General features: G+C 56.1%; 21 protein-coding genes, 2 tRNA genes and 1 pseudogene. 9 read left to right on the top strand and 15 right to left on the bottom strand.

The window, feature by feature from the left end; all coding sequences use genetic code 11:
* Window positions 1-3: 3 nt before the first annotated feature.
* Together P6287_RS07075 and P6287_RS07080 are read right to left on the bottom strand one after the other, a co-directional pair.
* Window positions 4-465, bottom strand: a complete 462-nt coding sequence (locus P6287_RS07075; protein ID WP_277974716.1) for a methylglyoxal synthase — start codon at window positions 463-465, stop codon at window positions 4-6.
* A 68-nt stretch (window positions 466-533) separates the two neighbouring features.
* Window positions 534-1,160 carry a DUF2057 family protein gene (locus tag P6287_RS07080; RefSeq protein WP_192234368.1) on the bottom strand — a complete coding sequence of 209 codons (627 nt, stop codon included), beginning with the start codon at window positions 1,158-1,160 and terminating at the stop codon, window positions 534-536.
* A 177-nt stretch (window positions 1,161-1,337) separates the two neighbouring features.
* Between P6287_RS07080 and P6287_RS07085 the strand changes: the two genes are divergently transcribed.
* On the top strand, window positions 1,338-1,751 hold the full coding sequence (locus P6287_RS07085) for a CoA-binding protein (protein ID WP_101760915.1): 414 nt from the start codon (window positions 1,338-1,340) through the stop codon (window positions 1,749-1,751).
* Window positions 1,752-1,782: 31 nt separating this feature from the next.
* Here the strand turns inward: P6287_RS07085 and hspQ are convergent, their stop codons facing one another.
* Window positions 1,783-2,100 (bottom strand): heat shock protein HspQ, encoded by a 318-nt coding sequence (gene hspQ, locus P6287_RS07090; RefSeq protein ID WP_008101422.1) that lies wholly within the window; start codon window positions 2,098-2,100, stop codon window positions 1,783-1,785.
* A 59-nt stretch (window positions 2,101-2,159) separates the two neighbouring features.
* Window positions 2,160-3,350, bottom strand: a complete 1,191-nt coding sequence (gene rlmI, locus P6287_RS07095; RefSeq protein WP_192413823.1) for a 23S rRNA (cytosine(1962)-C(5))-methyltransferase RlmI — start codon at window positions 3,348-3,350, stop codon at window positions 2,160-2,162.
* A gap of 85 nt (window positions 3,351-3,435) precedes the next feature.
* On the opposite strand from rlmI, the gene yccX reads away from it, so the two are divergent.
* Window positions 3,436-3,714, top strand: a complete 279-nt coding sequence (yccX, locus tag P6287_RS07100; protein ID WP_192413821.1) for an acylphosphatase — start codon at window positions 3,436-3,438, stop codon at window positions 3,712-3,714.
* On the opposite strand, the pseudogene tusE reads toward yccX, so the two are convergent.
* Both tusE and yccA read right to left on the bottom strand, forming a co-directional pair.
* Window positions 3,715-4,052: pseudogene (tusE, locus tag P6287_RS07105) on the bottom strand (sulfurtransferase TusE).
* A gap of 92 nt (window positions 4,053-4,144) precedes the next feature.
* A complete protein-coding gene (yccA, locus tag P6287_RS07110; protein ID WP_007887332.1) occupies window positions 4,145-4,798 on the bottom strand; it encodes an FtsH protease modulator YccA in 654 nt (217 codons plus the stop codon).
* A gap of 222 nt (window positions 4,799-5,020) precedes the next feature.
* Here yccA and P6287_RS07115 point away from each other — a divergent pair.
* The 3 genes from P6287_RS07115 to agp all read left to right on the top strand — a co-directional run bounded on the left by P6287_RS07115 (window position 5,021) and on the right by agp (window position 7,094).
* Window positions 5,021-5,108, top strand: a tRNA-Ser gene (locus tag P6287_RS07115).
* Between the two features lie 36 nt (window positions 5,109-5,144).
* Window positions 5,145-5,232, top strand: a tRNA-Ser gene (locus tag P6287_RS07120).
* Window positions 5,233-5,489: 257 nt separating this feature from the next.
* Window positions 5,490-7,094 carry a bifunctional glucose-1-phosphatase/inositol phosphatase gene (gene agp, locus P6287_RS07125; RefSeq protein WP_277974717.1) on the top strand — a complete coding sequence of 535 codons (1,605 nt, stop codon included), beginning with the start codon at window positions 5,490-5,492 and terminating at the stop codon, window positions 7,092-7,094.
* 48 nt (window positions 7,095-7,142) lie between these two features.
* Here the strand turns inward: agp and P6287_RS07130 are convergent, their stop codons facing one another.
* The 3 genes from P6287_RS07130 to wrbA are packed head-to-tail and all read right to left on the bottom strand — an operon-like array spanning window position 7,143 to window position 9,424.
* Window positions 7,143-8,516, bottom strand: coding sequence for an NAD-dependent succinate-semialdehyde dehydrogenase (locus tag P6287_RS07130; RefSeq protein WP_101760910.1), 1,374 nt, complete (start codon window positions 8,514-8,516; stop codon window positions 7,143-7,145).
* 56 nt (window positions 8,517-8,572) lie between these two features.
* On the bottom strand, window positions 8,573-8,803 hold the full coding sequence (locus tag P6287_RS07135; protein WP_007887329.1) for a YccJ family protein: 231 nt from the start codon (window positions 8,801-8,803) through the stop codon (window positions 8,573-8,575).
* Between the two features lie 21 nt (window positions 8,804-8,824).
* Window positions 8,825-9,424 (bottom strand): NAD(P)H:quinone oxidoreductase, encoded by a 600-nt coding sequence (gene wrbA / locus P6287_RS07140; protein ID WP_222181764.1) that lies wholly within the window; start codon window positions 9,422-9,424, stop codon window positions 8,825-8,827.
* A gap of 297 nt (window positions 9,425-9,721) precedes the next feature.
* Between wrbA and P6287_RS07145 the strand changes: the two genes are divergently transcribed.
* Together P6287_RS07145 and P6287_RS07150 are read left to right on the top strand one after the other, a co-directional pair.
* On the top strand, window positions 9,722-9,886 hold the full coding sequence (locus P6287_RS07145; protein ID WP_061717065.1) for a general stress protein: 165 nt from the start codon (window positions 9,722-9,724) through the stop codon (window positions 9,884-9,886).
* A gap of 109 nt (window positions 9,887-9,995) precedes the next feature.
* Window positions 9,996-10,910 (top strand): DMT family transporter, encoded by a 915-nt coding sequence (locus P6287_RS07150; RefSeq protein WP_217547026.1) that lies wholly within the window; start codon window positions 9,996-9,998, stop codon window positions 10,908-10,910.
* Here the strand turns inward: P6287_RS07150 and rutG are convergent.
* Genes rutG through rutA form a run of 6 tightly spaced genes read right to left on the bottom strand, consistent with a single transcriptional unit; the run spans window position 10,907 to window position 15,857 of the window.
* Entirely contained in the window at window positions 10,907-12,232 is a 1,326-nt protein-coding gene (rutG, locus tag P6287_RS07155; RefSeq protein ID WP_110865877.1) for a pyrimidine utilization transport protein G, read from the bottom strand. The genes P6287_RS07150 and rutG overlap by 4 nt on opposite strands.
* A gap of 45 nt (window positions 12,233-12,277) precedes the next feature.
* Window positions 12,278-12,799 carry an NADH-dependent FMN reductase RutF gene (rutF, locus tag P6287_RS07160; RefSeq protein ID WP_110865878.1) on the bottom strand — a complete coding sequence of 174 codons (522 nt, stop codon included), beginning with the start codon at window positions 12,797-12,799 and terminating at the stop codon, window positions 12,278-12,280.
* A 15-nt stretch (window positions 12,800-12,814) separates the two neighbouring features.
* The gene (rutD, locus tag P6287_RS07165) at window positions 12,815-13,618 is read right to left on the bottom strand and encodes a pyrimidine utilization protein D (protein ID WP_277974718.1); all 804 of its coding nucleotides are present in this window, start codon (window positions 13,616-13,618) and stop codon (window positions 12,815-12,817) included.
* Window positions 13,618-14,013, bottom strand: a complete 396-nt coding sequence (gene rutC, locus P6287_RS07170) for a pyrimidine utilization protein C (protein ID WP_110865880.1) — start codon at window positions 14,011-14,013, stop codon at window positions 13,618-13,620. Before rutC ends, rutD begins: the two co-directional genes overlap by 1 nt.
* Window positions 14,014-14,055: 42 nt before the next feature.
* Window positions 14,056-14,766 (bottom strand): pyrimidine utilization protein B, encoded by a 711-nt coding sequence (rutB, locus tag P6287_RS07175; RefSeq protein WP_110865881.1) that lies wholly within the window; start codon window positions 14,764-14,766, stop codon window positions 14,056-14,058.
* Window positions 14,766-15,857 (bottom strand): pyrimidine utilization protein A, encoded by a 1,092-nt coding sequence (rutA, locus tag P6287_RS07180; protein WP_049851054.1) that lies wholly within the window; start codon window positions 15,855-15,857, stop codon window positions 14,766-14,768. The genes rutB and rutA overlap by 1 nt, the downstream gene beginning before the upstream one ends.
* Window positions 15,858-16,164: 307 nt before the next feature.
* Between rutA and rutR the strand changes: the two genes are divergently transcribed.
* Together rutR and P6287_RS07190 are read left to right on the top strand one after the other, a co-directional pair.
* Window positions 16,165-16,800 (top strand): HTH-type transcriptional regulator RutR, encoded by a 636-nt coding sequence (gene rutR / locus P6287_RS07185; protein ID WP_277974719.1) that lies wholly within the window; start codon window positions 16,165-16,167, stop codon window positions 16,798-16,800.
* Window positions 16,801-16,823: 23 nt separating this feature from the next.
* On the top strand, window positions 16,824-17,798 hold the full coding sequence (locus tag P6287_RS07190) for a metal-dependent hydrolase (RefSeq protein WP_277974720.1): 975 nt from the start codon (window positions 16,824-16,826) through the stop codon (window positions 17,796-17,798).
* Window positions 17,799-17,882: the final 84 nt, after the last annotated feature.

Below are 17,882 nucleotides of genomic sequence, written 5' to 3' on the forward strand. Positions count from 1 at the left end.
TGATTAAGGTTTCAGGCGATCGGCGAGATAACGCTGATAGTCTGGAATCTGAATCTCAATCTGTTGGGCAAACTTCGGTGACTGGATAATAAAATCTGCGGTGGTGCGGTTATTGGCCACCGGGATATTCCACACCGTGGCGAGGCGCAGCAGCGCTTTGACATCTGGATCGTGCGGCACCGCATTCAGCGGATCCCAGAAGAAAATCAGCACATCAATTTTACCTTCCGAAATCAACGCACCCACTTGCTGATCGCCGCCCATCGGGCCGCTTAGCATGGCGTTAACATCCAATCCGGTATGACGATTAATCAGATTGCCGGTGGTGCCGGTAGCGTACAACACATGCTGTTGCAGCGTGCTTTGGTTGGTTTGCACCCACTCCAGCAGCGAGGCTTTACAGTGATCGTGTGCAACGAGGGCGATATGTTTCTGAACCTGAAGGGTACGAACGGTCTGCTCCATAGGGCTTCCTGTTTCTTCTCATGCATTATGTGTTAATGCAGGAGTTTACCCCTGGCGTTTCATCACTATCAACTTGCGCGTAAGGTTTTCATCCAGCTAATAAAACGCAGACGTGTGGCGGCATCAAAACGCTTGAACCAGCCATGTAAAGAGGGAAGATCGCTAACGTCTTGCCAGGCGTAATCCAGATTCAACTGCGCCTCGCTGGCGCTCAGCGAATGTAAGGCAAAACGCGGAACCGAAGCGGCGTGGGCATCACGATTATAATTCACCATCGCCTTTTCGAAATCGTTATCACCTGGCTTCGGCAAATGGTCGCGCAGGCTGGTGATTTCTATGCCGCGTTCATCAATCAGTTGAAAGTTGAGGGTTTTGTCGAAGGTGGTACGTTCACGACGATTAGTGAGCGCAGGCAAGCGAATTGCCACCGAATGGGCATTAGCGCTGAAAGTGACAATCATCGGCACGGATTGAAAGTGCGCGGCGTCAGTGCCCGGTTTTTCCACACGAAACAGAAACTGATGCTGCCCACGATCCAGCTCAAGGCTGCCTGCGCCTTTCAACAGCGAACCAGAAATTTTACGCCCGTCCAGCACCAGCAGTTCGATCTCGGGATCGAGCTTGAGAGTGATGGCCTGGCATGAGGCTGATACGAGCAACAGCAGTAAACCCGTAGCAGTTAAAGACAGCTTCATTTCAACTCCCGGCAGAAGGGGGTAAATCGATTATGTGTAGCAAAGTATTACATTATGGCAGTAAATTTACATTTTTACATATTTATTCGTGCTGCTGCGCAAAGTTCTGGTGACCGACAGTTGCAGCCTGATGCGCAATGCCATCTACACTTAAGCGAATGAACCAGGAGAAAAAAGATGAATGATCAAACGATTCGCGATGTGCTGACTAAAACCAAACGTATCGCGTTAGTGGGCGCCAGCGACCGCCCCGATCGCCCGAGCTATGGCGTGATGAAATATTTACTTGATCAGGGATACGAGGTGATTCCGGTGAGTCCTAAATTGGCGGGACAGCAACTTCTTGGTCAAACCGCCTATGCCACGCTGGCGGATGTACCCGGAAAAGTGGATATGGTAGATGTGTTTCGCAATGCCGAAGCGGCATGGGGCGTAGCGCAGGAAGCGATCGCCATTGGAGCGGATACGCTGTGGTTACAGCTGGGCGTGATTAATGAGCAGGCGGCGGTGCTGGCGCAAGACGCGGGTATGACCGTAATAATGGATCGCTGTCCAAAAATTGAAATTCCTCGGCTGGGGATTAGGCACTAAAACAGAAACGGCGACCTGAGTCGCCGTTTGATTAATGTCTCAGGCTGGGTGCCTGCAGCTGTTGCCGAATTGACGCGGCCAGCTCATCCATTGAAGGTTGTTCGGGATGTTCGAAGGAGGTTTCCCCCGCCAGCTGAACTTCAGCGACATAGGTATGCACCTGATCGCCTTCTTCATCTTCCATCACCACATGATACCAGGGCGCGGCGCGCAGCGTTTCGCTGGCAGCGACATCATCAACTTCTGGCTCATCAAGCGAAAACTCCGGATCGACATCCACGATAACGCCGAGCACCCCGGAGAGACGATGTCGGACCTGCTGTCCAATTCCAAATTTAGTCGTAATCATTGTGACCTCCCAAAAGACTGCCCTGTAACCAATATGGAGGCAGGGACAGCGTTTTCAAGTCACAGCACGCGGCAGGCAAAACCTTTCAGATAAAGCCCTTCAGGATAGCTGGCGATCACTGGATGGTCGGCTGCCTGACGGAACTGCTCTATAAATTGTACATCACGACCGGCATCAACGGCGGCATCAGCGATGATTTTCTGGAACAAATCGGTTGGCATCAGGCCAGAACAGGAGAAGGTCAGCAATACGCCACCGGGATTCAACAGCTGAATGGCCAGCATATTGATATCTTTATAGCCGCGACACGCGCCCATCAACTGATTTTTATTTTCAACGAATTTCGGTGGATCCATGACGATCAGGTCGAACTTTTCGCCGCTGTCGCGATAACGACGCAGCAGTTTGAACACATCGTCACGCACAAACTGGGCACGCGACACATCCAGACCATTGAGTTCAACGTTCTGTTTCGCCACGTCGAGTGCGTCTTGCGAAGTATCAACGCTAATCACTTCACAACAGCCGCCCATCAAGGCAGAAACCGCAAAACCACCGGTGTAAGAGAAGCAGTTCAGCACGCGTGCATTATCTGAGTAGCCACGCGTGGCAAAACGGCTGTCACGCTGATCAAGGTAATAGCCGGTTTTATGACCGCCCTGAATATCCACCAGCAGCTTCATGCCGTGTTCAGTAATCGGCAGCAGCGGTGGCGGCAGTTCACCCGAAACCGGCCCTTGCGCCAGCTCCAGTCCCTCTTTTTTACGCACCGCCACGTCTGAGCGATCGTAAATAGCGCAATCCGGGAAACACTGCTGTAAGGCGGAGACGATGGCCGGACGCTGATACTCAGCACCCGCAGATAACAGCTGCATCACCAGGAAGTTGCCGAAGCGATCGATGGTTACGCCCGGCATGCCATCAGACTCACCGGCAATCAGACGATAGCTGTCCAGCCCATCACGTTTCGCCAGCCAGTCACGCCACAGCTGGGCTTGCTTAAAGCGGCGCACGAAGAAGGTGATGTCGATTGACTCATCCTGTTGCCAACTCCAGACGCGTGCGCGAATTTGTGATTGCGGAGAATACGCGGCGCGAGCCAGCCATTTGCCATTGCTGTCACAGATATCAATGGTTTCACCAGACTGGGCTTTACCTTCCATACGTGCAACGGCACCAGAGAACACCCACGGATGGCGGCGGAGCAGGGATTTTTCACGTCCCTTTGTGAGAATCAATCGAACGGTCATAGTTTGCTATGCTTACCTGAAAAAATGAGGCGCCATTTTCCGGCGGATGGCGGCAAATTGCAACGCAAGGTGATGGGAGAACGCAATGGCTACCGCATGCTGTAAAATTTGGGTGCACGGCATCGTGCAGGGCGTGGGGTTTCGCTACCACACCCAAGCGCAGGCCAGAGAATTGAATCTTAACGGTTATGCGCACAATCTGGCGGACGGCAGCGTTGAAGTGCTGGCGTCCGGTGAGGCGCAGCAGGTCGATGCATTGATCAGTTGGCTCAAAGCGGGTGGGCCGCGCAGCGCGCGGGTGGATAAAGTGCTGGTGGAGCCGCATCAGCCCAGGGAAATGCCGACCCGATTCACCACCGGCTGATTACAAGCATTTCGCCGGTTTTGGCAATCCGGCAATTTTGGTCGCCTGCTTTGCCGGGCCTTCCGGGAACAGACGGAACAGATAGCGGCTGTTGCCTTTCTCCTCGCCATACTTTTGCGCCATGGCTTTCACCAGCATGCGCACCGCACCGCCGGCGAGGTATTAAATTCCTGGTAAAAGTTGCGCACAAAGTGCACCACTTCCCAGTGCGCGTCACTCATCACGATCGCTTCTTGCTCCGCGATGGCAGCAGCCAGCGGCTCGCTCCAGTCCGCGCTATTTTTCAGATAGCCTTCCGCATCGGTGGCAATCTCTTTACCAGCAAAATTCACAGTCATTCCTCATGGCGTTAATCGACACATTGTAAATTCGCCCGGCCATAAAAAGCAAAAACCCCGCCGAAGCGGGGTGTAATAACTATTGCAGCAGCTTAATCGCGGTTAGCGAAGCCCAGCAGGCTTAACAGGCTAACAAAAATGTTATACAGCGAAACGTACAGGCTTACGGTAGCGCGAATGTAGTTGGTTTCACCACCGTGAATAATGTTGCTGGTTTCCCACAGGATGGCACCGGCAGAGAAAAGGATGAACAGGGCGCTAATCGCCAGATGCAGCGCAGGCAGTTGCAGGAAGATATTAGCAACCACCGCCACCAGCAGCACGACAAAGCCGGCCATCATCATGCCACTCAGGAATGACATATCGCGGCGCGTGGTCAATACGTAGGCCGAGCAACCGAAGAACACCAGCGCGGTGCCGCCCAGCGCCATAGCGATCACATCACCCATGCCTGCAGTGAGGAACGAGCTCAGGATTGGACCAAGGCAGTAACCGAGGAAGCCGGTGAAAGCGAAGGCCGCCAGAATACCTGCCGGGCTGTTAGCCAGTTTATGCGTCAGGAACATCAAGCCATAAAAGCCGACCAGCATCAGAATCAGGCCCGGTGAAGGCAAGGCAAACACGGTGCTGAGTGTGGCTGTGACGGCCGAGAAGGCCAGCGTAAAGCCGAGTAACAGATAAGTATTGCGCAGCACCTTGTGGGTGCTGACTAACGATTGCTGCGACGAGCTAAAAATTCTTTCCATCATGCGCTCCTTAAAGAGAGAAACACCAAATATGGCTCGAGGATACGCAGCGCCTGAAAGACAGAAAAGGCGTTTTACCCATCTTTACGCGATAAATTGCTGTTTCGCTGAGCAGAATGGCGAAATTGACGCCGAAAAAATAGAATTTGGCTGTTTTTCAGCCGAACGATTCATTGCAGGCTTTACATCGTTATGGGGGATGTTTATAGTGCGCCTCATTGCGGAGGGGTGGCCGAGTGGCTTAAGGCAACGGTCTTGAAAACCGTCGATGGGAAACCATCCGAGAGTTCGAATCTCTCCTCCTCCGCCATTCACTCTTGCAGAGTGACGCAACAAAAAAATCCCCGGAGGGATGGCCGAGTGGCTTAAGGCAACGGTCTTGAAAACCGTCGATGGGAAACCATCCCAGAGTTCGAATCTCTGTTCCTCCGCCATATTAAAGAAGCCCGCAGAAATGCGGGCTTTTTGCTTTTCTGCGTTCATAAATTCCGAAAAACATCGCGTTGCTTTTCCATCTGCTGCCGTTCCCCGACGCCACGCGCGTTAACTGCTATATTCCATGCACGGTTTTTTGCAAACATCTGGCGATTTTCCGATGCAAGCTGAGTTACACTGTGCGGTAATTCGCTCTTTGGCGGGCTAATCGTTTGAAAGCCAGAGTGTTTCACTGATGAATTATGGAATAGGCACAATGATCAAGAAACTGAGTCTTTGCGCGTTGTCAGTCATCGCTGCGCTCCCGATGGGCATGTCCGCCTATGCTGCGGATGGAGATATGCAACTCCAGCAGGTGCTGATGTTAAGCCGTCATAACCTGCGTGCGCCGCTCGCCAACAATGGCAGCGTACTGGAACAATCCACCAGGAAGAGCTGGCCGCAGTGGGATGTCGCGGGCGGTGAGCTCACCACCAAAGGTGGCGTGCTGGAAGTCTACATGGGGAATTATACCCGTCAGTGGCTGGCACAGCAGGGCTTAGTCCAGAACGGGACTTGCCCGGACAGCAGCAACATCTTTGTCTACGCCAACAGCCTGCAGCGCACCGTGGCGACCGCGCAGTACTTTATCACTGGCGCCTTCCCTGGCTGTGATATCGCGGTCACGCATCAGGATGCGATGGGCACCATGGATCCGATCTTCAATCCGGTCGTCACCGACGGCAGCGATGAATTCAACAAGAAAGCCTTGGCTGCTATGACCGCCGCCAATGAAAAGCTGGCACTGAAGCCTGCCTTCCAGCATCTGGAAAAAATCGTCGATTACAAATCTGCCCCGGCCTGTAACGGCAAAAAGCAGTGTGATTTGAGCAGCGGCGATAACACTTTCAGCGCGGATAACGGTAAAGAGCCGAACGTAAGCGGTCCGCTGAAAATCGGCAACTCGCTGGTGGATGCGTTTACGCTGCAATATTACGAAGGTTTCCCGGCCGATCAGGTTGCCTGGGGCCAGATCAAAACGCCTGAACAGTGGAAAGAGCTGGCGTCGATCAAAAACGGTTATCAGGATGCGCTGTTCGCCTCTCCTGAAGTGGCGCGCGAAGTGGCCGCACCGCTGGTGGATTACATCCGCAGCCAGTTAGTCGATCAGGATAAAGCCAACGCGCCAAAAGTGACGCTGATGGTTGGTCATGATTCCAACATCGCCTCCTTACTCAGCGCACTGCAGGTTAAGCCTTATGAACTGCCGGGCAACGACGAGAAAACACCGATTGGCGGCCAGGTAGTATTCGAACGCTGGCACGATGTGAAGAACAACAAAGATCTGCTGAAAATTGAGTACGTCTATCAAACGGCCGATCAACTGCGCGATGCCGATGTGCTGAGCCTGAAAAATCCACCGAAGCGCGTCACGCTGCAACTGGCGGGCTGTGAAACGGATGCCAACGGCTACTGCAGTTGGGATCAATTCATCGGCGCATTGAATGGCGCTCTGCAAGGTACGCCACTGCAGCCTGCTGCGGCAGAACAGCCAGCACCTGCGGCCGCAGCACCAGCCGCAGATGACGCTAAGCAGAAAGCCGATCAGACTGCTGCGGATAAAGCAGCCGCAGACAAAGCAGCAGCGGATAAAGCCGCAGCACAGAAGGCTGCAGACGCGAAAGCGGCTGAAGAGAAAGTGAAGGCGGATAAAGCGGCCGCGCAGAAAGCGGCAGACGAAAAAGCCAAAGCGGAGAAAGCCACTGCCCAGAAAGCAGCGGATGACAAAGCCAAGGCTGATGCGGCAGCGGCGCAGAAAGCGCAAGCCGATGCAACGCCGGCCAAATCAGAAGAACCGGCCAAAGCAGCGACCAGTAACTGAGTTTGCTGCTCAAAGAAAACCCCGCCGCGGCGGGGTTTTTTGTGCCTGTTAACCGGCGACGACCACCAGTTTTTGGTTGGCGAACTCTTTAATCCCCAGATCCGATAACTCACGTCCGTATCCGGAACGTTTCACGCCACCAAACGGCAGTTCTGCTGAGGTATCGCTCTGCGAATTGATAAACACCATGCCGGTTTCAATCTGCGATGCCATCTTACGGCCGCGCGCAATGTCTTTGGTCCAGACTGAACCGCCCAGGCCGTAATTTGAATCATTCGCCAGTGCCACAGCGGCACGATCGTCCGCCACCACATACACCTGTGCTACCGGGCCAAAGAACTCCTGATAGTAAGCAGGATTGTCTGGCGTCAGACCGGTGAGCACCGTTGGCTGGTAATAGCAGCCGACACCATCAATGGCGCGTCCACCAAACTCCACGCGCGCGCCATTTTGCACCGCTTCCTCAACCTGCTTCACTAAACGATCGCGCGCATCTTTTGAAGAGAGCGGACCAAGCGTGGTTTTCTCATCAAGCGGATCGCCCGGCGTGGCCGATTGCAGAGCCGCGCTAAATTTGGCCATAAACGTATCGGCAATTTTCTCATGCAAAATAAAGCGCTTGGCGGCGGTACAGACCTGGCCGCAGTTACTGAGGCGAGCTTGCGCACCCTGACGTACCGCTTCATCGATATCGGCATCGTCCAGCACCACAAACACATCGTTACCGCCCAGCTCCAGCGTCGATTTCTTCAAGTGTTTACCGGCCTGTTCCGCCACGGCACTACCGGCGCGTTCGGAACCCGTCAGCGCCACGCCTTGCACGCGCGGATCGGCAATCAAATCCGCGACTTGATCGGTGGAGATAAACAGGTTGGTCCATGCGCCTTTTGGCGCACCGGCTTCTTCTACCAGCTTTTCAAACACATCGGCGCAGTGCGGCACGATATTGGCGTGTTTCGCCAGCACCGGATTGCCGAGCGCCAGGTTTGGCGCCAGCACGCGCATCAGCTGATAGTAAGGGAAGTTCCACGGCTCAACCGCGACGATCACGCCAATCGGATGGTACTCAAGCCAGGCATCGCCCACATCGCTGGCGTAGGGTTGCGGCTGTAAAAATGTCGCGGCATGTTCAGCGTAGTAGCGGGCGATCTGCGAACAGATTTTTACTTCACCACGGCTCTGGCCAATCAGTTTGCCCATCTCTTTACTGGCGATGGTCGCCAGCTCTTCGGCCCGTTGGTCAATCAAATCGGCTAAACGGTGTAGCACCTGCAGACGCGGTTGGATATCGCCTTTACTCCACGCGGAATGATAAAGCGCATCTGCGGTTTCCAGCGCCTGTTGTGCATAGGCATCATCGTGCTCGTTCCACGCTTTTAGCAGTTGGTTATTGGCTGGATTGATACTTTGATAGGCTGACATACAAGGCTCCTTGGTGATGTAAAGGTAACAAAGGCGGGACAATGCCCGCCTGCAATTTAAACGTTTTTGCGCTCGACCGTTTTATCGTCCCAGGTCAGAACATCCTGGTCGGTCTTTTTGAAGGCGCGAATCAGCACTTCATCGCTGCCTTGCTGGCTCCAGATCTGCTCGGCTAAACGTTCGTCGTAGTTGGCTACCTCAAAAATGGCTTCAGCGATTTCGCGTGAAGTGTGGCGCAGTGATGCCCATTCGCCTACGTGATGCTCTTTCGACTGTTCTGTTGTCATGAAGGTCTCCTGTTGTGGATTTTATCCCTGTAGCTTTACCGCCAGTCCGGCGACGTGTTGGCCCTGAAAACGGGCAATATCCAGTTCTTCCGCCGAAGGTTGACGTGATCCATCTCCGCCCGCCAGCGTGGTGGCGCCGTAGGGCGTTCCGCCGCGTACGTGGGAGATGTCGAAGAGTTCTTTAGTGCCATAACCGATGGGAACAATCACCATGCCGTGATGGGCGAGGGTGGTCCAGACGGAAGTGATGGTCTGCTCCTGGCCGCCGCCGGTACCGGTGGAAGCAAAGACGCTGGCGATTTTGCCGTACAGCGCGCCCGAAGCCCACAGGCCGCCAGTGCGATCCCAGAAGTTACGCATCTGCCCCGCCATGTTGCCGAAGCGCGTGGGCGTGCCAACGATGATGGCATCGTACTGCGGCAAATCTTCCGGTTTCGCTTCAGGCGCGGCTTGGTTCACTTTGCCGCCAACCTGGGCGAAACGCTCGGCATCCATGCTTTCCGGCACGCGCAATATCGTAACTTCCGCGCCGCTCACGCTCTTTGCACCGTCGGCCACGGCTTGCGCCATGGTTTCAATATGTCCGTACATCGAATAATAGAGCACCAAAATCTTTGCCATGGTTTTCATCCTGCTGGGGTGGTGAGTAATCAAAAGTATAGAAGAGCCTGCGCAGGCTGCTGTACAGAGGTTAAGCAGGTGCCAATAAGTGTCGGCTAACCGCTTGTAACGCGGCGGTAAATTTGCTTTTTCGCAGTGAAATGAGTGAATTATCTGTTTCAAATTGTGAATATCAGGCCGATCTCACCGCTGCGCTGTCTATTATTTAATCAGGTGTGCGGAATATCCGCCGCCAGGCTTTTCACGGCAGCATCGTGATAAGCCCCTAATCTGGATGCTCAATCCGTGGAGGAAATGATGGCCGAACATCGTGGAGGATCAGGCAATTTCGCAGAGGACCGTGAAAGGGCCGCAGAAGCGGGTCGCAAAGGCGGCAAAAACAGCGGGGGTAATTTTAGAAACGACCCACAGCGCGCGTCTGTAGCCGGTGAAAAAGGGGGACGCAGCCGCGGCAAGAAATAGCGCGACTGACCGTTAATCCCCGGCCGCCGGGTTCGCCCGGCGGTGACAGGCATTGCAATTTCCCCGCTCTCTGAGCAAACTGACCGCCAACTGATTATTCTGGTGCGTTATGTCCGCTTCTTCTTCTCGTCTCAGCCTGCGTATTTCGCGTCAGGAGTTGGTGCTCATATTTATTACCATGGTTTGGGGTGGCACTTTTTTGGTGGTACACCGGGCGATGGCCCATTCCGGTCCGTTCTTTTTTGTGGGATTACGTTTTGCTACGGCATCGCTGCTGCTGGCCTTTTTCTTCCGTCGTTATCTCAAGCAAGTTACCTGGCTGGAAATCAAAGCCGGCGCGCTGATTGGCCTGTCGATTGCCGGCGGCTACGGTCTGCAAACCTGGGGCATGCAAACCATTTCCAGCAGTCAGTCGGCGTTTATCACCGCGCTCTACGTGCCGGTGGTGCCGCTGCTGCAATGGTTATTCCTGCGCCGTCCGCCGGGATTGATGGCGTGGCTGGGCATTTTGCTGGCGTTTACCGGTTTAGTGCTGGTGGCGGGTCCGCAGGATGGCAGTTTGACGCTGAATGCCGGTGAAATCGCCACCTTACTGAGCACGCTGGCAATCGCGGCGGAGATCATCCTGATCAGCCGTTATGCCGGACAGGTCGATGTGCGCCGCGTCACGCTGATTCAGCTGATGGTGGCATCGGCCTGCGCCTTTGTTCTGATGATCCCGAATGGCGAATTGGTTCCTGCCATGTCAACGCCGTTGCTGCTGAGCGCGTTGGGTCTGGGCGCGGCCAGCGCCTTAATTCAGGTGACGATGAACTGGGCGCAACGCAGCGTTTCACCGACGCGTGCCACGGTGATTTACGCCGGTGAACCGGTGTGGGCGGGCGTGGTAGGGCGTTTGGCGGGCGAGCGTCTACCTGCTGCTGCGCTGCTGGGCGCGGCACTGATTGTTTGTGGGGTGATCGTCAGCGAACTGCGTATACGCCGCAAGAAAGCGGTGCCCGATCAGGCACCGCTCGAGCCTTAAGGATGTTGCCGTGCCGCCTCGTTCGCCAGCGCGGCGCCGCGACGTTGTAAAATCGCGTTCAGGATGATGGCACCAAAGGTGGCGGTGCCGATGCCGCCAAGGGTGAAGCTGCCAATCTTCAGCGCAAAATCACCGGCGCCCAGCACCAGCGTGGTCGCCACCATGATCAAATTGCCATTCTGATTAAAATCCACATGGTTCTGCACCCAAATGCGTGCGCCTGCCACCGCAATCAAACCAAATACTACAATCGATGCGCCACCAATCACCGGACCGGGAATGGTGTGGATTAGCGCGCCAAATTTCGGTGAGAAGCCAAGCACCAAAGCGATCGCCGCGGCGGCCACAAAGGCCAGAGTTGAATAGACTTTGGTCACCGCCATCACACCGATATTTTCCGCGTAGGTGGTGACACCGCTGCCGCCGATTGAGCCCGACAGCATGGTTGCCAGACCGTCACCGACAAAGGCGCGGCCCATCCAGGGATCGAGATTGCGCCCGGTCATGCCCGCCACGGCTTTAATGTGCCCGAGGTTTTCCGCCACCAGAATGATCGCCACAGGCGCGATCATCACGATGGCCTGCATATCAAAGATCGGTGCGGTGGTGTGCGGCAGGCCAAACCACGGTGCGTTGGCAAGGCCGCTGAAATCCACCGGTTTGCCGAAGCCCATCACGTTGGTTAGCAGTGCATAGATGGCCCACGCGACAATCAGGCCGACCAGAATCAGCAGGCGCTGGATCATCCCGCGCGTGAATACCGCCACCAGACCAATGCACAGCACCGTCATCACTGCCATCCAGCTGTCAAACATCGAGCCGGACACACCATGCACCGCAATTGGCGCCAGGTTCAGACCAATCGCCATCACCACCGCGCCCGTGACCACCGGCGGCATCAGACGCTCGATCCAGCCGGTGCCGACCTTCATCACGATCAGGCCAATCAGCGTATAGAGCGCGCCGCAGGCAATCACGCCGCCCAGCGCCAGCGCCAGGTTGGGGTTGAGTCCCTGACCGTTAAAGCCGGTTACCGCGATGATTACGCCGACAAACGCCGCGCTGGATCCGAGATAACTGGGTACGCGCCCGCCGGTGACCAGGAAGAACAGCAGCGTACCGATGCCCGAAACCAGAATCGCCAGATTGGGGTCCAGTCCCATCAGCAACGGCATCAGCACCGTTGCGCCAAACATTGCCACAGCATGCTGCAGGCCTAGCACGACCGTCTGCGCAAACGGCAGCGTTTCGTCCGGCGCAATCAGCCCATCATCGGTCATGGCTGACTTTTTCTGCCAGCGGGGGAACCAGGAACTCGCCATCGTCATCTCCAGGGTGTCAGTGAAAGCGGGCCGCACAAGGCGGCGTTAGCGGGCGTCCTGCCGTAAAAGGTGATGATAGCCACGGTCAAACCATGCCAGACCGTGCGTTTCATCATTGCGTACCAGCGCCTGCACTTCGCAAAACAGAATGTCGTGCGTGCCCACGCTGACTACTTGTGCCACTTTGCAGTCAAACGACACCAGCGCGCCGTCTAATAGCGGTGAACCGCTGGCCAGCGTGTGCCAGTCAGCGGCGGCAAAGCGTTCTGCCATCGGCGTTTTGCCGCCAAATAGCGTCGAGAGATCTTCATGCCCGGCGGCCAGGGTGTTAACGCACAGATAACCGTTGTCGCGAAAAATCGGCCACACCGACGCTGAGCGATTAAGACAAACCAGCAGCGTAGGCGGCGTATCAGTAACGCTGCACACCGCCGAGGCGGTAAATCCGGCGCGTCCAGCGGGACCGTCGGTGGTGATGATATTCACCGCCGCGCCTAAGCACGCCATCGCGTTACGAAACGCATCGCGTTCTACACCGGGCAAAATTGGCAGTTCATGCACGCTCATTGGCGGCTCCTGTGATTAGCTGGCCGCTCGCTGGGCAGGCGCAGCCGTATCGGCCAGCCAGCGCAGCAGCAGCGCATTAAAGTTGTCGGCATCGGTGACGCTCATCGCGTGTCCGCCCCAGGCCATCTCAATCAGGCTGCCGTTGGGCAGCGCCTGCGCCAGCTGCGGTGAGCAGCTCCACGGCACCAGCAGATCGTCCTGGCTGCAGATCGCCAACACCGGCTGGGAGATGCGCGCCACATGTGCGCGGAAATCCGCGCTTTTCAATGCATGCAAGCGACGCAGCAGGTTTTCCATGCCCTGAAAATGGGCGACATGGTGCGCATCTTCAGCGTTAATGCGCTCCTGATTGCGCGCCAGCCATTCCGCGGGATAGAGGAACAGCGGCTGCGCACGCACAAAGGCTTCGACGCCGACGTTCATCAGCAGATCCTGACGCACCTGGAAGCAGCGCTGCGTGTGCGCATCCAGCGAAAGCCAGCCGTTGATCACCACCACGCGGCCCACGCGCTGCGGGAAGTCCAGCGCCAGCTGCAGGCCGATTAAGCCGCCCAGCGCATGGCCGATAATGTCGTAATGTTGAATGCCGTGCTGTTCCAGCGTTTCTGCCAGTTCCGCCGCCATCATCGTCATGCTGTAGCCGTCCGGCAGCGTATCTGCGCTGCGGCCGGTACCGCGCTGATCGTACGTCACCACGCGATAATGCGGCGTCAGCGCCGCCAGCTGCGGTTCCCAGAAACCGGCGACGCCGCCTAAACCGGAAGCGAGCACCAGCGTCGGCGCATCTTCAGCGGTTAAACCCTGGATCTCCAGATGCATCAGGCCTCCTGTTTGCCGATATGCGCAACGGTGGCGATTTCGATCAGCGCATCCGGTTTCACTAAGCCGCACTGAATGCAGAAGCGCGCCGGTTTATCACCGGGGAAGTATTCGGCGTAGATCTGATTAATCGCTGCGTAGTTGCTCCAGTCGGTGAGAAAAATCGAGTTGAAGGTCACGTCGTCCATGGTGCCGCCGGCAGTTTCGATCACCTTTTTAATGGTCTCCAGCACGTGACGCGTTTGCGCGGCGGCATCACCGACGTGCACCACGTTGTTGTTGGCATCGAACGGCAAGGTGCCGGAGACGTAGACAACGCCGTCAGCTAAGGTGCCGGGCACGAATGGCGCAATGGGCGTACCGGTGCCGGGCGGAATAATCACACTTTTAGGCATGGCGAAATCCTCTTCTTATCGGTTTGCAGGTGAATCGAGGCGTTAGCTTTTCAGCGTTTCGCAGAACGTGTCGGTATCGCTGACCCAGCCAAAAAACGTTTCGATATTGAAAATGGCCGCCTGCTGGGCAAACGCCGGGCCCGCCTGATAGGTCGCGTCTTCCAGCACCACGCCGAAATATTCCAGGAAGAAGCCGTCACGCAGCGTCGATTCCACGCAGACGTTGGTGGCGATGCCGGTAAACACCAGATGGCGGATGCCACGGCTGCGCAGCATGCTGTCGAGCGAGGTATTGAAGAAGCCGCTGTAGCGCGGTTTCGGCAATACGATATCGCCGGCCTGCGGCACCAGTTCATCGACCAGTGCATAATCCCAGCCGCCTTTTGACAGCAGCGTGCCTTGCAGTTCCGGGCGCTTGCGCATGGTTTTCAGCGCATTAGATTTGTGGAAGTTGGGGGATCCGGCATCACCGGCTTCAACGTATTGGTCGTCCCAACCGTTCTGAAACCAGATGATCTGCATCCCGGCGGCCCGCGCTGCGGTGACCGCCTGATGGATTTTGGCAATCACCGGCTTGGTAGCGGAGACATCAAAGCCCGCCAGATCGAGATAGCCGCCTTGCGTGGCGTAGGCGTTCTGCATATCCACCACAATCAGCGCACTTTGCGCGGGCGGCAGCGCGATGGCTTCCGGGCGCGCCGGCAAGGTGACGTTCGGTAAACTTGAGGTATGGGCGCAAACAACGGTACTCATCAGGCAACCTCCTGCTGGGATGCGATTAAATCGTGGCGACACTGCATTAAGGGCTGGATACGTTCACCGAAATCTTCGATGCCTTGCAGGAAGTCATCGAAGGTGAGCAACACGCCTTGCGTGCCATCGACTAAAGCAACCTCATCCAACATTCGTGCCACATTGGCGTAAGAACCCACTAATGTGCCCATGTTGATGTTGACGGCGGAGGTCGGATCGGCCATCTGGCGCACGTTGGTGTCGCTGCCAGATTTGGTGTCCTGCTGACTTTGCGTGGTGAGCCAGGCGAGCGCCTCTTCATCGGCGCCGGCTTTGTAGTGTTCCCATTTGGCGCGTGCGGCTTCGTCGCTTTCGGCGGCAATGATCATAAACAGCACATAGCTACCGACGTCGCGCCCCGCTTTATCGGCAGCTTGCTTCATACGCGCGGCAGTTGGCGCGAAGGCAGTTGGCGTGTTGACGCCTTTGCCAAAGCAGAAGTTGTAATCGGCGTGCTGCGCCGAGAACGCCATGCCCGCATCGCTCTGACCGGCGCAAATCACTTTCATCGGTTTCTGCGGCTGCGGGCTGACGCGGCAATCGTTCATGGTAAAGAACTCGCCCTTGAAGTCGCTCTGGCCGGTGCCCCACAAATCGCGCAGCACGGTGACGTATTCGGTCAGATATTGGTAGCGGCTGGAGAAGTAAGCATCGCCCGGCCACAAGCCCATCTGCTCGTACTCGGGTTTCTGCCAGCCGGTAACGAGGTTGACGCCGAAGCGGCCATTCGAGATGGAATCAATGGTGGAGGCCATACGCGCCACAATCGCGGGCGGCAAGGTCAGCGTGGCGGCGGTGGCGTAGATTTCGATGCGTGAGGTCACCGCCGCGAGTCCCGCCATCAGCGTGAAGGATTCGAGGTTGTGATCCCAAAACTCGGTTTTGCCGCCAAAGCCGCGCAGTTTGATCATCGAAAGGGCAAAGTCGAAATGATAATGCTCTGCTTTCAGCACGATCTCTTTGTTCAGTTCAAAAGTCGGTTTGTACTGCGGCGCATGGGTGGAGATCAGCCAGCCGTTATTACCAATCGGGATAAAGACGCCAATTTTCATGTGAAACCTCTCTGCATTAGACGGGGACTGCTTCACGCGCTGCGCTGCTTCCTGCACGCATCCTGCGGGCGGCGCTCCATCACAAAATTGCAAATGCTGTGCCACATTTTTAAAAGAGATAAATAACAATGTGTTAAAAGTAACGCCTGTTCTAAACTGGAGTAATTGGTCCATTTCAGACCGTTTGGTCAAAACGTTCTGCACGTTTTTCATGCGCCGCGTGGTCAAAAAAGGTGCAGGCGGGCGATTAGGCAGGAAAGAAGGCCTTTGTTATGATGCGTTGACGCAGGACGGAAGAGGTAACAGTGTGAAAAGCGATGAAAAAAAACCGGGACGCCGTTCGCGAGCGGTCGCCGCAAAGCGGGCAGCCATTCTGGAAGCGGCGTTAACCTTCTTCTCGCAATACGGTATTCACGGTACCAGCCTGGATAAAGTGGCGGAGCGCGCCGACGTCTCCAAAACCAATTTGCTGTATTACTATCCGTCGAAAGAAGTGCTGTATGTGGCGGTTTTAAAAGAGATTCTTGATGTGTGGCTGGCGCCGCTGCGCGCGCTGCAGCACGATCACGATCCGCTGACCGCGATACGTCAATACATTCGCCTTAAGCTGGAAGTCTCGCGTGATCATCCGCAAGCGTCACGGTTGTTCTGCCTTGAGATGTTGCAGGGCGCGCCGCTGCTGAAAGGTGAACTGGCCGGTGATTTAAAAGCGCTGGTGGATAAGAAAGCGGCGATTATCGAACAGTGGATCGCCGAAGGTCGGTTGGCGGGCGTGCAGCCGCAGCACCTGTTTTTCCTGCTATGGGCGACTACGCAGCACTATGCGGATTTCGCCTCACAGGTGGAAGCGATTACCGGCCAGACGTTGAACGATGCGGCGTTTTTTGAACAGACGCTGGAAAATGTGCAGCGCATGATAATTGAAGGGATCCGCGTGCGCTGATCCCGCGTTTTCAAGGAGAGTGCATGGATTCGTTATCACAACTGACGTTAGGCGCGGCGGTCACCGTTGCGGTGATGGGCAAGCGCGTCCCGCTGTGGCAAGCGGCGCTGGTGGGCGCGGTGGCGGGCACCTTGCCGGATCTCGACGTGTTTATCGATCACGGCGATGCCATCCGCAATATGACGCTGCATCGCACCGAAAGTCATGCGCTGATAATCCTCACCTTAATTGCACCGCTGCTCGGCTGGCTGGTGGCCGGTGCGACACGCAGTCGCGCGCACTGGCGCGGCTGGACGCTGGCGATGTGGCTGGCGCTGGTGACGCATCCGCTGCTGGATCTCACCACCGTTTACGGTACGCAGCTGGGCCTGCCGCTCACCGATTTCCCTTATGCCATTGGCAGCATGTACATCATCGATCCGTTGTATACCTTGCCGTTGCTGATTGCGCTGCTCGTCGCCCTGTGGCGACGCGATGCTGTGGGCTTGCGCTGGAATCAGGCGGGATTATTGGTGAGTACGCTTTATCTCGGCTGGAGCATGGTGGCACAGAGCATGGCGACGCAACACATTGAGCAAGCGCTGGCGCAGCAATCAGTGCAACCGGAGCAACTACTGGTGACGCCAACCGCGTTTAATACGCTGGTGTGGCGCACGGTGATCATGACGCCAGAGCGTTATGGCGAAGCCTATTGGTCGCTGTTGTCACCGGGGCGTTCGCTGCAGATAAGCTGGCACGATCGTCAACCTGCGCTGTTTGCGCCGTTCAAAGGGCAATGGCACGCCGAGCGTGTAGCGTGGTTTAGTCATGGTTTTTACGCAATGAAGCAGCAGGGCGATCGCACGTTGATCAGCGATTTAAGGATGGGGGAGGAGCCGAGTTACACTTTTACCTTTGATCTGGGATCACCGCAGTCGCCGGAGCTAGCACCGCAGCGTGAACCTTTGGTGCGTCCTGCATTGGGTGAGGCGTGGCGTAAGCTGCGGGAGAGATTGTGACTTCGTGGTGAAGCGCGTTTGCTGATGAGGTGCGCTTTCTGTCAAAAAAGAAAAAGGCTGCACTTTCTTTCAAAAGGCAGCCTT

Origin of the sequence: Pantoea sp. X85 (assembly GCF_029623675.1) — a bacterium.
In the GTDB taxonomy this organism is placed as follows: Bacteria; Pseudomonadota; Gammaproteobacteria; order Enterobacterales; family Enterobacteriaceae; genus Pantoea; species Pantoea leporis.